This is a genomic window from Venatoribacter cucullus, from assembly GCF_016132445.1.
GTDB lineage: Bacteria > Pseudomonadota > Gammaproteobacteria > Pseudomonadales > Oceanobacteraceae > Venatoribacter > Venatoribacter cucullus.
On the sequence record NZ_CP046056.1, the window covers coordinates 1,934,710 to 1,947,424 of the forward strand.

Annotated in this window: 13 protein-coding genes; 4 read left to right on the forward strand and 9 right to left on the reverse strand. The window is 56.6% G+C overall.

Going from position 1 to position 12,715, the window contains the following annotated elements:
* Positions 1–89 precede the first annotated feature (89 nt).
* Positions 90–710, reverse strand: a complete 621-nt coding sequence (locus GJQ55_RS09215; RefSeq protein ID WP_228344673.1) for an L-threonylcarbamoyladenylate synthase — start codon at positions 708–710, stop codon at positions 90–92.
* Positions 711–719: 9 nt separating this feature from the next.
* Positions 720–1,574: a PHP domain-containing protein gene (locus GJQ55_RS09220; RefSeq protein WP_228344674.1), complete on the reverse strand. Its 855-nt coding sequence runs from the start codon at positions 1,572–1,574 to the stop codon at positions 720–722.
* 122 nt (positions 1,575–1,696) lie between these two features.
* Here GJQ55_RS09220 and GJQ55_RS09225 point away from each other — a divergent pair, with 122 nt between their 5' ends.
* The 3 genes from GJQ55_RS09225 (at position 1,697) to GJQ55_RS09235 (ending at position 3,391) form a co-directional block, all read left to right on the forward strand.
* Positions 1,697–1,996, forward strand: coding sequence for a YciI family protein (locus GJQ55_RS09225; protein WP_228344675.1), 300 nt, complete (start codon positions 1,697–1,699; stop codon positions 1,994–1,996).
* Positions 1,997–2,022: 26 nt separating this feature from the next.
* A complete protein-coding gene (locus GJQ55_RS09230) occupies positions 2,023–2,685 on the forward strand; it encodes a TIGR04211 family SH3 domain-containing protein (RefSeq protein ID WP_228344676.1) in 663 nt (220 codons plus the stop codon).
* 109 nt (positions 2,686–2,794) lie between these two features.
* Positions 2,795–3,391, forward strand: coding sequence for a peptidylprolyl isomerase (locus tag GJQ55_RS09235; protein WP_228344677.1), 597 nt, complete (start codon positions 2,795–2,797; stop codon positions 3,389–3,391).
* Between the two features lie 6 nt (positions 3,392–3,397).
* Here GJQ55_RS09235 and GJQ55_RS09240 read toward each other — a convergent pair whose 3' ends face one another.
* The gene (locus GJQ55_RS09240; protein WP_228344678.1) at positions 3,398–4,279 is read right to left on the reverse strand and encodes an AEC family transporter; all 882 of its coding nucleotides are present in this window, start codon (positions 4,277–4,279) and stop codon (positions 3,398–3,400) included.
* Positions 4,280–4,371: 92 nt separating this feature from the next.
* Between GJQ55_RS09240 and mnmC the strand changes: the two genes are divergently transcribed.
* Positions 4,372–6,438 (forward strand): bifunctional tRNA (5-methylaminomethyl-2-thiouridine)(34)-methyltransferase MnmC2/FAD-dependent 5-carboxymethylaminomethyl-2-thiouridine(34) oxidoreductase MnmC1, encoded by a 2,067-nt coding sequence (mnmC, locus tag GJQ55_RS09245; RefSeq protein WP_228344679.1) that lies wholly within the window; start codon positions 4,372–4,374, stop codon positions 6,436–6,438.
* Positions 6,439–6,448: 10 nt separating this feature from the next.
* On the opposite strand, the gene GJQ55_RS09250 is transcribed toward mnmC, so the two are convergent.
* The 6 genes from GJQ55_RS09250 to GJQ55_RS09275 form a co-directional block, all read right to left on the reverse strand.
* Positions 6,449–6,667 (reverse strand): hypothetical protein, encoded by a 219-nt coding sequence (locus tag GJQ55_RS09250; RefSeq protein ID WP_228344680.1) that lies wholly within the window; start codon positions 6,665–6,667, stop codon positions 6,449–6,451.
* Entirely contained in the window at positions 6,660–6,956 is a 297-nt protein-coding gene (locus GJQ55_RS09255; protein WP_228344681.1) for a YheU family protein, read from the reverse strand. The genes GJQ55_RS09250 and GJQ55_RS09255 overlap by 8 nt, the downstream gene beginning before the upstream one ends.
* Positions 6,946–7,389 (reverse strand): hypothetical protein, encoded by a 444-nt coding sequence (locus GJQ55_RS09260; protein WP_228344682.1) that lies wholly within the window; start codon positions 7,387–7,389, stop codon positions 6,946–6,948. Before GJQ55_RS09260 ends, GJQ55_RS09255 begins: the two co-directional genes overlap by 11 nt.
* Positions 7,390–7,534: 145 nt before the next feature.
* Positions 7,535–8,632, reverse strand: coding sequence for a fatty acid desaturase family protein (locus GJQ55_RS09265; protein WP_228344683.1), 1,098 nt, complete (start codon positions 8,630–8,632; stop codon positions 7,535–7,537).
* 10 nt (positions 8,633–8,642) lie between these two features.
* The gene (locus tag GJQ55_RS09270) at positions 8,643–9,767 is read right to left on the reverse strand and encodes a ferredoxin reductase (RefSeq protein ID WP_228344684.1); all 1,125 of its coding nucleotides are present in this window, start codon (positions 9,765–9,767) and stop codon (positions 8,643–8,645) included.
* 1,151 nt (positions 9,768–10,918) lie between these two features.
* Positions 10,919–12,517, reverse strand: coding sequence for an isocitrate lyase (locus GJQ55_RS09275; RefSeq protein WP_228344685.1), 1,599 nt, complete (start codon positions 12,515–12,517; stop codon positions 10,919–10,921).
* Positions 12,518–12,715 lie beyond the last annotated feature (198 nt).

Consider the following 12,715-nt stretch of genomic DNA (forward strand, 5'->3'; position numbering starts at 1 on the left):
CTTCCCTGGGGGCTCGAGCGCGCCATCCGTGGCGCACACGGTTACCCGGACAATTTCTGAAAGTACCTCAATACGTCCCGGCTTTATTACTAAAGGAAAGCGCTGGCGTCGCCTACGCCCTGACGGGTTACCACAGCCTGTTCTTCGGTCATATCCACCACGGTGGTGGCTTCAAAACCACAGTGGCCGCCGTCAATCACCAGGTCGAGGTCGTGTTCCAGCCGCTCGCGGATTTCGTAAGGGTCGGCCAGTGGCAGGTCTTCACCCGGCAGAATCAGTGAGCTGCTCATCAGCGGTTCGCCCATTTCTTCCAGTAAGGCTATGGCAATAGCATTGGCGGGTACGCGGATGCCGATGGTGCGTTTTTTCGGGTTCATCAGCAGCCGCGGAACTTCGCGGGTGCCTTCCAGAATAAAGGTGAAGGCGCCGGGTGTGTGGGCTTTCAGCTGGCGGTACTGGCTGTTATCCACTTTGGCGAAGTTGGACAGTTCGGATAAATCGCGGCACAGCAAAGTGAAGTTGTGTTTTGGCCCCAGCTGGCGCAGGCGCTGTACCCGCTCGGTGGCTTTTTTATCGCCCAGCCGGCAGGCCAGTGCATAGGCGCAATCGGTCGGGATAACGACCAGACCACCATTACGCAGAATTTCCGCCGCCTGTTTGATCAAACGCTGTTGCGGGTTGTCGGGGTGGATCTGAAAGAACTGACTCACGGTAACTCCTTATCCGGCCGTCGCGGGCGACGCCCAGTTATGCCACACCGGTGTAATCCCCGCCGGGAAGGTGGGCATAATGCCCAGTTCCAGGCCAAAACGGTTTGGCCCATGGTAATCACTGCCGCAGGAACCCAGCAGATTAAATTCACGGGCCAGCGCGCTGATCTGGCCTTGCTGATTGCTATCCATTAACCCGTAGGCCACTTCCACTGCGCTGCCGCCGGCGGCGATAAAATCCTGCAGGCAGGCCCGCAGTTTGGTGCGGGTCATGTTGTAATGGTGTGCATGGGCCAGTACGGCGGTGCCGCCGGCCGCGATAATCCACTGTACTGCCTCGGCCAGTTCTGGCCAGCCGGCTTTAACATCACCCACTTTGCCAGCGCCCAGATATTTACTGAAGGCTACTGCCATAGAGGGTACCAAGCCCTTATCGACCAGATATTGCGCAAAGTGCGGCCGGCCAATCTGATCACCGCCGGCGTAGGCTTCGACCTGCGCCAGATCAATACTGTGGTGCAGTTTTTTACCGACTTTTTCGGCAATTAAGGCCGCGCGGTTGCGCCGGGCTTCGCTCTGCCGGGCTTCCGCCGCCAGCATGGCCGGGCTGTCGGGGTCAAAATTCAGGCCCACCACATGGATGGTAATACCGCCCCACACGCATGACAGCTCGATACCGGGAATCAGCCGGATGCCTGCTGTTGCTGCTGCCGGCCGGGCGTCACGGAACCCTGCCACGGTATCGTGGTCGGTAATGGCCAGGGTGGTAATGCCCCGTTCATGTGCACGCGCCACCAATTCCGCCGGCGTTAATTTGCCGTCAGAGGCGGTGGTGTGACAATGCAGATCAGTTTCGGAAGGCACGTTGGACGCTTACCCCTGGTTACGCCATAATCGGCCCTCATTGTAATAACACTGCGGCCACATAGCGAATACCGATATGCACTGGCCCGCTACGGCCGACCATTTTTTCAGGAGCATTGCCCATGTGGTACGCCATTATTTCCCAGGATGTGCCCGACAGCCTGCAAAAGCGTTTGTCGGTACGGCCTGCGCATTTACAGCGCCTGCAGGATTTAACCGACGCCGGCCGTTTATTGCTGGCGGGGCCGCATCCGGCTATCGACAGCGAAGATCCGGGCAGTGCCGGCTTTACCGGCAGCCTGGTGGTGGCTGAATTTTCTTCCCTGGCGGAAGCCCAGAGCTGGGCCGATGCTGACCCTTATGTTGCGGCCGGGGTATACCAGCAGGTGCTGGTGAAACCTTTCCGTAAAGTTCTTCCCTGAGCAGACAATAACAAAGGAAATACGCTGTGAAAAAATTCCTGCTGGCACTCACATTAATGGCTACCGCGGCGGGTGCTGCGGCGGTTGAAAAACGCTACGTAACCGACACATTATGGCTGCAGTTACGCAGCGGCCCGAGCACCGAGTACCGGATTCTGCAGGCGCTGCCCAGTGGCGAGCATCTTATTTTTATCGAAGAAGACGCGGAAACCGGCTACACCAAAGTTAAAACCGATAAAGGCCAGGAAGGTTTTGTGCTGAGCCGCTTCCTGGAAATGGAACCCATCGCCAAAGAAAAACTGGTACTGGCCAACCGCGAACTGGAACGGGTTAAAGCCGAACTGGATACCACCCGCACTCAGCGTAATGAACTGCGCACCGAAGTGGAAAAGCTGAAAAGCGAACGCTCGGGTTTAGGCCGCAGCAAAAGTGAGCTGGAAGAAGAGCTGAACCGGGTTAAAGAAATTTCCGCTAACGCGCTGGAGCTGGATGAAAAAGCCCGTACCCTGACCGAGCGTAATCAGGAACTGGAATTACAGCTGGAATCCATCAGCGCCGAAAATGCCCAGCTGCACGACAACCGCCAGCAAACTTACCTGCTGTACGGTGGTGGCTTAGTGGTGCTGGGGATTTTCGCCGGCCTGATTCTGCCGTCGTTACGCGGCAAGCGCAGCAGTGGGTGGTCCTGACAGGCGACCCGGTTCAACGTTAAGCGTTCAAGGTTCGGCGTGCGCGGCAGACATTCCCGGCGCACGCCCAACGCTGAACCCCCAACGCCCAACCCTTGCGGAATTATGTATGTTATTCAAAAAACTTCTCCCCACCCTCGCCGTCATCACCGCCCCACTGCTGGCGTTTCCAGCCTTTGCTGAAACCGTACAGGTGTTAATGAAAACCAGCCAGGGCGATATTACGCTGGAGCTGGATCGTGAACGCGCGCCGGTTTCGGTCGAAAACTTTCTCACCTACGCTGACAGCGGCCATTACAACGGCACGGTTTTTCACCGCGTGATTAAAGATTTTATGATTCAGGGCGGTGGTTTTGATCAGAACATGCGTCAGAAAGCCACGCTGCCACCGATTAAAAACGAAGCGCAGAATGGCCTGAAAAACCGGCGCGGCAGCATTGCCATGGCGCGTACCAGTGTGGTCGACAGCGCCACCAGCCAGTTTTTTATTAACGTGAAAGACAATACTTTTCTGGACCACGGCAGCCGTGATTTTGGCTACGCGGTATTCGGTAAAGTCACTGCGGGTATGGATGTGGTTGATGCTATTGCCACCAGCGCGACCGGGCGCCGCGATATTCCGGTAGAGCCGATTATTATCGAGTCGGTAACCGTGGTTACTGCACCAGAAGCCGCAACAGAAACTGCCACACCTGCAGCTCAGTAACGGCCGTTACAACAGCCACAGCAACAAGGCCGGAATGGTAAAGAACGACAGGGTGGTCGACACCACCACCATGCCGGCCACTGCTTCCGGCTGACGGTTAAATCGCTCGGCAAATAAATAGTTAAATACCGCCACCGGCATGGCCGACTGAATCAGCACCACCCCGCGAGCAACGCCGTCGAGCGCCAGCAATTCCACCACCAGCAAGCCCACCAGCAACCCGCCGCCAATACGCAGTACGCTGTACAGTAACGCCGTGCGCCATTGGGTTACCTGCAGGCGCTGTAAGGAAACCCCCAGCGTCAGCAGCATCAGCGGAATGGTCATGCCACCGATTAATTTCACCGAATTCTGTACCGCCGCGGGCAGCGTCCAGTTTTGCCACAGCAGCAATAAGGCCAGCACAATGGCGTACAGCACCGGCATTTTCAGCAACGCCGTCAGACCACCCGCCTGCTTACCACCGGCCAGTACAATACCGGCCGGAAAATGCGCCACCGACAGCACCATAAAAAACGCCAACGCCAGCGCCAGGCCTTCCTGACCGAATGCCAGCAGGCACACCGGCAACCCCATATTACCAACATTGGGAAACACAAAGGAGGGTAAATAGGCGCGCACATCATGGCCCAGCAGGCGCGGAATAACGGCCCCGAATCCGGCCATTAACAGCGCCACCAGCACACAGGCCAGCGCCGTTTGTTTAAAGGTATGTAAGTCGATACTCACCGAGCTGAGCACCGACAGCATCAGGCAGGGCGCACCAATATTCAGCACCAGCCGGGAAATAAAATCGGTATCAAAACGCTGGCCGCTGCGGGCCCAGCCATAGCCAATGGCAGCACAAGCCAGCACCGGCGCCATAACGGCAAAAATTTCGGTTATCATGGCGCGCATCATACGCCAGCGCCACGGCCTTTTCAGCCGCACGCTGAGGTTATTCCCTGGTCTTTTTGAGCTTGCTGATACGGAGATACCCAGTGCCGGAGCCATCTTCCCCTGCCGTTTTATCGCCACCTGACTTAAGCTGGCGCGCGGACGGTCAGCCGGTGTCGGAACAGTTTAACGACCCGTATTTTTCCGTCGATAACGGCCTGGAAGAAAGCCGCCATGTGTTTTTACAGCACAATGGTTTACCGCACCGCTGGCAGCACTGGCCTTGGGCGCAGCAGCCGGTGTTCTGCATTGTTGAGACCGGCTTCGGCACCGGGCTGAATTTTCTGCTCACCTGGGACAGCTGGCTTAAGCGTGGCCATAACGACGGCTGGCTGCATTTTACCAGTGTGGAAAAATACCCCTTAACCCGCGACCAGCTGCAACGAATACAGGCCCTGTGGCCCGGCCTGCAAGCGCTGAGTGAACGCTTACAACAGCAATGGCCACTGCCGTTGCGCGGTGCGCATCATCTGCACTGGCCGGAAGAGCGTATATCCCTCACCCTCTGGTTTGACGATGTTGCCAACGCCTTGCCGCAGCAAAGCGGCCCGGTGCACGCCTGGTATCTGGACGGTTTTGCGCCGATGCGTAACCCGGATATGTGGACTGATGACTTATTTACCGCCATGCGCCGTTTAAGCCAACGCCAGCCGCAGCAATACCATGGCCTCTGCAATGCCACCGTCGCCACTTTTACCGCCGCCGGGCTGGTGCGCCGTGGTCTGCTAGGTGCCGGCTTCGATGTTAAACGGGTGCCGGGCTTTGGCCGTAAACGGGAAATGCTGGCCGGCGTGTTCAACCGCCGTTGCGGCCCCGAGCAGCCACCACACTACTTACACAAACCCTGGCTGTTACCCACCAGCAGCCCGGCTGGCCTGCCCAAAGTGGCCGTTATCGGTGCCGGTTTAGCCGGAGCCTGCACCGCCAGGGCGCTGGCCGAACGGGGTTGCCAGGTCAGCGTGCTCGACCCGGCCGGCATTGCCAACGGTGCGTCGGGGAATCCGCAGGGCGGCCTGTACATCAAGCTGGCCGCCGGTGATGACGCTATGCACACCGCCTTTTATCTGGCCGCTTACCAATATGCCCTGCCCTTTATGCAACACTTTCTGGGCCCAGGCACGGCCGATAATCCCTACTGGCAACAATGCGGTGTCTTACAGCTGGCCTACGATGACAAAGAAGCCAGCCGCCAGCAGAAATTTACCGCCAGCCAGACCTTACCGGCAGAGCTGGTACAGCCGGTCGATGCCGCACAGGCCAGTGCTCTGGCCGGCAGCCCACAGCCGCAGGGCGGGTTATTTTTCCCGGCCGCCGGCTGGGTCAGCCCGGCCGATTTATGCCGCCAGCTGCTGCAACATCCTGCAATTGCGGTTATTGAACAAGCGGTTACTCATCTGCTGCCTGTCGCCGGCGCAGAGGAACCGGGCTGGCAGGTGCACACCAGCGCCGGGATACTAACCGCCGATCAGGTGGTGGTGGCCACGGCTTATGAGGCCACGTCCTTATTGCCGCAGGCTTATCTGCCGCTGAAACGTATCCGCGGTCAGCTCAGTTATCTGGATGCCACCCAAACACCAGCGCTGCATACCGTGCTGTGCGGGCGCAGTTATCTGCCGCCACCGCGCGATGGTCGCCAATGCTTAGGGGCAACCTACAATCTGCGCGATGACGAGCCGGCACTGCGTGAGCAGGATCACCTTACCAACGTGCAGCATCTGGCCGATTTCGGCCCGTCCTGGGCCGCTCTGGCAGGGGAAACGGGCATGAACCGGGTAACCGGCGGCCGCGTGGGGTTCCGCTGTACCGCACCGGATTATCTGCCATTGGTGGGGGCGGTGCCGGACACACGAGCCTTTGCCGCCACCTTTGCGCCACTGGTGCGTAACGCCAAAAAAATTCCACCACTTACGGCACCACAATTACCGGGCTTATGGCTGAATGTCGGCCATGGTTCGCGCGGGCTGGCGTCGGCACCGCTGTGCGGGGAAATGCTGGCGGCGATGATCTGCGGTGATGCGCTGCCGGTCGGCAATGATATGGCTGAGGCCTTATGGCCGGGGCGGTTTTTACTGCGGGATATGGTGCGGCGGAAACTGCCAGAGAACCTCTGACGGAGCGGGTTTATACCACCCGCTTCAGTTGTTGTTTGCGCTGCTCGCGCTGACGCCGTTGTTCGGCCTCGGTTTTGGCCTGTTCCGCGTCGGTGCGGATCTGGCGCATAGCAGCCGCCAGTTCGGCACAACAGCTGCGGATAACCGCCAGCTGGGCTTTCATCTGGTCGATGTCGCTCAGCGACTGACGGATTTTACGCTTAACCTGCTGTTGTCTGAGTTCATTCATCTTGTTCACCCGACCAGCCCTGACGGCGCAACGTGCGTGTCATCTCAATGTGGCAGGTCAGGCTGTTGGGGTCAAACAACAAGGTGGCATCACCGCGTTGCAACTGCGCCAGTACATGGGCTTTTTTATCGGCCAGGCTGTAGTCGTAATCGCCGTAATCTGTGCCTTCGCGGGTAACAAAGTCTTCCAGAATACCGTCGAGAGCGTCGGCGCTGAGCTGTTGGTAAGGAATGGCCAGAACGCCATCCTGAGGTGTTTCGTCCAGATAGTCGGGAATATCAGATGGCAAAACCAGCCTCCCGCTCCCATTCGCAATTCATACGCAAATCGGCATCCGACGGGCAATGGCCCTGCTCGGCATTCCAGTTAAAGGTGTGTTTACCGGACAGCTCGGTTTCCAGATGCACGGTGGCCGACACCCAGTACATGCTTTTCAGCAGGGTTTCAAACTGGCGCAGCCAGTGTTCCCACTCGTATTCCACCGCTTTGTAGGACGCGGCAAAGTGAATTAACTGGGTCTGGTAGGTGCCGCTGAAGACATCGTCACCGGGCATGCTGAACATTTCCCGGCACAGCAACGACCATTCATCATCCACCCCCAGCGGTAACGACTGGATAGCCGACCAATTGGCGCGCCGGTGCACCCGGGCGGTAAAAGGATCGGCCGCCGGAATATGGCGGATTACCCCGTAAACGATGGATTCCTGATCGAAGTTTGACACAGCGGGTCCTTTCAACAGACAACTGAGCGGATCATAACGGAATTCCGGCGAAACCCAAACGACACTTTTGGCCAGCCCCAACAAGCGCGGCCGGGCAACTGTACAGTGGCCGGCCGCGGTTGCTTAACAGGCTGAACGCTGAGGCTCAGGCTGCTTGTTGTTTGCCTTCTGAAGAAGGGAAAGAGTATTTCCATACCCGCTGCAGCACGGTGAAATACTGGGCAAAAAACGGCCCGGTATTGTAAGGAATGCCGTGTTTTTTGCAGACTTCAGCTACCTCGGCAGCCATGGCCGGGTAATGGCGCGCCGGCACATCGGGGAACAGGTGGTGTTCCACCTGACAGCTGAGATGGCCGGTTAAAATATGGAACCAGCGCGGGCCTTCCAGATTGGAGGAACCCAGAATCTGACGGTAATACCACTGCCCACGGGTTTCGTTTTTACACTCTTCTTCGCTGAAGGTGTGGGCTTCTTCGGTAAAGTGGCCGCAGAAAATAATGGTGGAGGTCCATAAATTGCGGATCAGGTTAGCGCAGATATTTCCCAGCAAGACCTGAAAAAACACCGGGAAGCACAGCAGCGGCCAGAAAATATAATCTTTAAACATCTGATAAGAGATTTTATTAAAGAAATCTTTTTTCAGCTGCTCACGGCTGATCGGCAGGCTGCTGTGTTTGCGTTTTTTACCGAAGAAAATCCGCTCGGCCGCCACTTCGTGATACGCCACCCCCCACTCGAATAAAATGCTCAGCAGCCAGTAATAGACCATTTGCAGCACATTTTTCGGCCGCCAGGGTAAATCGTTACTCAGGCGCAGCAGGCCGTAACCATAATCCCGGTCTTTACCGATTATATTGGTGTAGGTGTGGTGTTCATGGTTGTGGTAACGCTTCCAGGAACCGCTGTCGCCGGCGTTATCCCATTCAAATTTGCGCGAATTAATATGCGGATCGTTCATCCAGTCGTACTGACCGTGCAGCACGTTGTGGCCGATTTCCATATTGTCGAGAATTTTGGCAATGCCCAGGGCAAAGACGCCACCGACCCACCACAGCGGGTGTAAAAAACCCAGCACCATGCACAGGCGGCCAGACAGATCCAGCAGGCGCTGGAAACGGATCATATTGCGGATGTAATCGGCATCCGCCTGGCCGACGTTGGTCAGGGTATTATCACGGATGCGGTTAATGTCCTGTTCAAAGGACTGCAGGGTTTCTGCCGAAGGAATATGAGCGGAAGGCATGGTGTTTTCCTTATAAGTCCAGAACCAGATCGCTGGCAGCGACCGAGATGCATAACTGAATTTCACCGGCGCCGGTATCGGAATACTGGCCGGTACGGGTGTTGTACACCACCCCGCTCTGCTTCTGGCAGATGCACTGGTGGCAGACGCCGACCCGGCAACCACTGACCGGTTTCAGGCCGGCGTTTTCCGCGACTTCCAGCAGGCTGCGGGCGCTTTCACCGGCGGCAATATCGACATTGATACCCGACTGACGGAAGGCCACCAGCGCGGCGTCGCTGCTGCTGCGTGGCTGGTCAATCGGCGCGGCACCAAAGTATTCAAAGCCGATATTCTGCTGTGGCACCTGCATGTCGGTAAGAATATTGCGGCTGAGCGCAATCATCGGCGCCGGACCACAAATAAGAATCTGGCGGCGGGCAAAATCCGGGCAGTATTGCTGCAATAATTCGGCACTGATCAGACCATGCTGCTCGTTATCCAGCAGGGTGATGTTCAGCTGCGGGTTATCCAGCTGCAGACGGTTGAATTCATCCCGGAATAAAAAGTGCTGATTGTCACGGGCAAAATACAGCAACTGCACGTCGCGGTTGTCGTTCTGCGCCCGTAATTGATTCAGCATTGAACGAAACGGCGTAATACCACTGCCACCGGCCAGCAATAACACCGGACCATTGCCTTGCGGCAGCACAAAATCGCCCTGCGCTGCCGAAATACGCAGCCAGCCGCCATTGGCAAACTGCTGACGTAACCAGGGCGTAATCCGGCCCTTATCCTGCACGCGAATGGTCAGCTCGATTAAGCCGGTGCGGGCGTAATGATCGGGGGATGACGAAATACTGAAGTGACGGCTGCACAGTACACCGTTTTGCTCGGCCACAATCTGCACAAACTGGCCGGCGCGGAAACCACCCCAGCCACGGCCGGGTTTCAGTACCAGGCTGTACACATCGGGTAATTCGGTACGGACTTCCAGTACTTTGGTGCGGTAACCGCTGGTGCTCCACATCGGCAGCGCCAGCTGAATAAGAGGTTCAAAATAAGCACCGAAGGAATCGTGCTGGGTGAGACTGCGGGCCAGACGTTGCCACAGAGTGCGTGACGGTGCCGGGCGATCGGTTGTTGTTGTGGTCATAATAAGCGGGCTTTACCGGTATTTCAGGAAACAATCGCGGCTGTTTTAACGGCTCCTGCCACCAAAGTCCAATACCCCCATGACAGGCTGCGGCCTGCGACCGCGTTGGCGCGTTGAGATACATTCCGGCGGGATTTCTGGTGTTAGTGGTCACCTACGCTGCAGAGCCTGTTATTGCTGATGTGGTTAGACGGACTATTGCCCTTTATGGGGAGTTTCAGGGATTGATGCTGAATACTATTGAATACCAGGCACAAATATTTGTCGCCAAGGTGCAAACCAGGACCGGCTAGCCTACGGCCTAAGCATCGCTGTAGGCCAGCCCATTGGGCTGGTTGGCCGTCACGGCGTGACGGCTTTTTGCGGCTTACCGCCGCTGTTTAAGCTGCCGCTGCGCGGCAGCTGATGCGGGGCTCCGCCCCCGCGCCCCGATGTAAGGAGAAGGATCTCCTTACCAACCTCTCTGGCCCGCGTCCCAGCTAATCCTTGCTGAAAAAACCCGCTTACGCCCACGGATCGTAAGGTACATCCTGTACCACGATCCTTGCCCGGCATCCCGCCGGGCATGGCTACCGTCTTTTTTCAGCGGCGGGCTGGCCCGATTGGGCCGGGAAAAACCGAAGCAACCTGAATGGATTTTTGCGGCCTGCGGCCGGATGTTTTCTTTTGGTTTGTGGTTTTGCGCGAAGGACATTAAAAACTTTGCCGGCGTAGCCGCTGCGGTTTGAATCGCGCCTATAGCACGCCGAAATGAACCGTCGTTGACAGGCCCGCCCGGATGGACCGGGCGAGGATCGTGGCGCACGACGCGCCTTACGATCCGTGGCCGCAGGCAATGACGATGAATGAGGATATACGTGCTATACAGCGCAAAGCTGGAGCGCGAGGATAAGTTCCTCGCAATCGGGGCGCGGGGGCGGAGCCCCGCATCAGCTGCCACGCAGTGGCAGCCAATCAGCCCGGCAGGGCTGGCATACGACATACCCAGCCACGCAGGTGCGGCCACATCAACGCTGCACAGGCGGGCCTGCCAGCCCGCATCGTGACAAAAATGTCACTCCTACGCGGCCAGCGTAAACAGCAGCCACAAAAAAGGCGACCCGAAGGTCGCCTCTTTCCGAACACTAACGTCTCAACGTTATCTAAAAAACTTAGATGTTGTTGAACTGGTTAGAAGTGTTCTTCGCACCGCCCGCTTTCAGGGCGTAATCACCAGAGAAGTACTCTTTGTGATCGTCACCGATGTCAGAACCAGACATGTTCTGGTGCTTAACACAAGCGATACCCTGACGGATTTCTTTACGTTGTACGCCAGCCACGTAACCCAGCATACCAGCAGCGCCAAAGTATTCTTTGGCCAGGTTGTCTACAGACAACGCAGTGGTGTGGTAGGTCGGCAGAGTGATCAGGTGGTGGAAGATGTTCGCTTCACGTGAAGACTCAGCCTGGAAGTTCTGGATACGACGATCCGCTTCTGCAGCCAGTTCAGACTCATCGTAGTCAGCAGACATCAGCTTGGTACGGTCGTAAGCAGAAACGTCTTTACCTTCAGCAACCCACGCATCGTAAGTTTGCTGACGGAAGCTCAGAGTCCAGTTGAAGGACGGAGAGTTGTTGTAAACCAGTTTCGCATCCGGGTGTACTTTGCGTACGTCGTTCATCATGTCACGGATTTCGTGAACAGTCGGAACAGCGGTTTCGATCCACAGCAGGTCAGCACCAGCGTTGATGGCTTCGATACAGTCGAATACGCAACGCTCGTGGCCAGTGCCTTCACGGAACTGGAACAGACCAGACGGCAGACGCTTCGGACGAACCAGTTTGCCGTTACGGCTGATCAGTACGTCGCCTTCTTTGGTGTCAGCGGCAGACACTTCTTCAACGTCCAGGTAGGAGTTGTATACGTCGCCCTGGTCGCCTACTTCGTTAACCACAGCGATTTGCTTGGTCAGGCCAGCACCTTCAGAGTCAGTACGGGCAACGATGATACCGTCGTCCACACCCATTTCCAGGAAGGCGTAACGCAGAGCGCGGATTTTAGAGTGGAAGTCAGCGTGCGGAACGGTCACTTTACCGTCCTGGTGACCACACTGCTTCTCGTCAGCAACCTGGTTTTCGATCTGCAGGGCACAAGCACCGGCTTCGATCATTTTCTTAGCCAGCAGGTAAGTGGCTTCTTCGTTACCGAAACCAGCGTCGATGTCAGCGATGATCGGTACGATGTGAGTTTCGTAGTTGTCGATCTTGGCTTCGATGTCTTTGGCTTTAGCTGCGTCGCCAGCGGCTTTGGCAGCGTCCAGTTCACGGAACAGCATACCCAGTTCACGGGCGTCAGCCTGACGCAGGAACTTGTACAGTTCTTCGATCAGGTCAGCAACCACAGTTTTTTCGTGCATAGACTGGTCCGGCAGCGGGCCGAAGTCAGAACGCAGTGCAGCAACCATCCAGCCAGACAGGTACAGGTATTTACGTTCGGTAGTACCGAAGTGCTTCTTGATGGAGATCAGTTTCTGCTGACCAACAAAACCGTGCCAGCAACCCAGAGACTGAGTGTATTTGGTTTTGTCTTTGTCGAACTCAGCCATGTCACGACGCATGATGGCAGCGGTGTACTTAGCGATGTCCAGACCGGTTTTGAATTTGTTCTGCAGACGCATACGGGCTACAGACTCTGCTTTGATAGCAGACCACTGGGAGCCGTTCTTCTCGATCAGCGCCTGAGCGGTTTTGATTTCAGCTTGGTATGACATGAATCAGTCCTTCAAGTTGGGTGGGTGACGTTCGTCCTGACAGCCACAATGACTGCGGGCATTACGTTAGTGCAGGGGCATAGTAGTGAATTCACCCACATAATTAAAATCAATAGAATCTATATCTGCTATTTTTTGGGTGAATGCACAACCAGGGAATAATAATGCCGCAGAGACGGCGCCGGTGCAGCCGGTAAA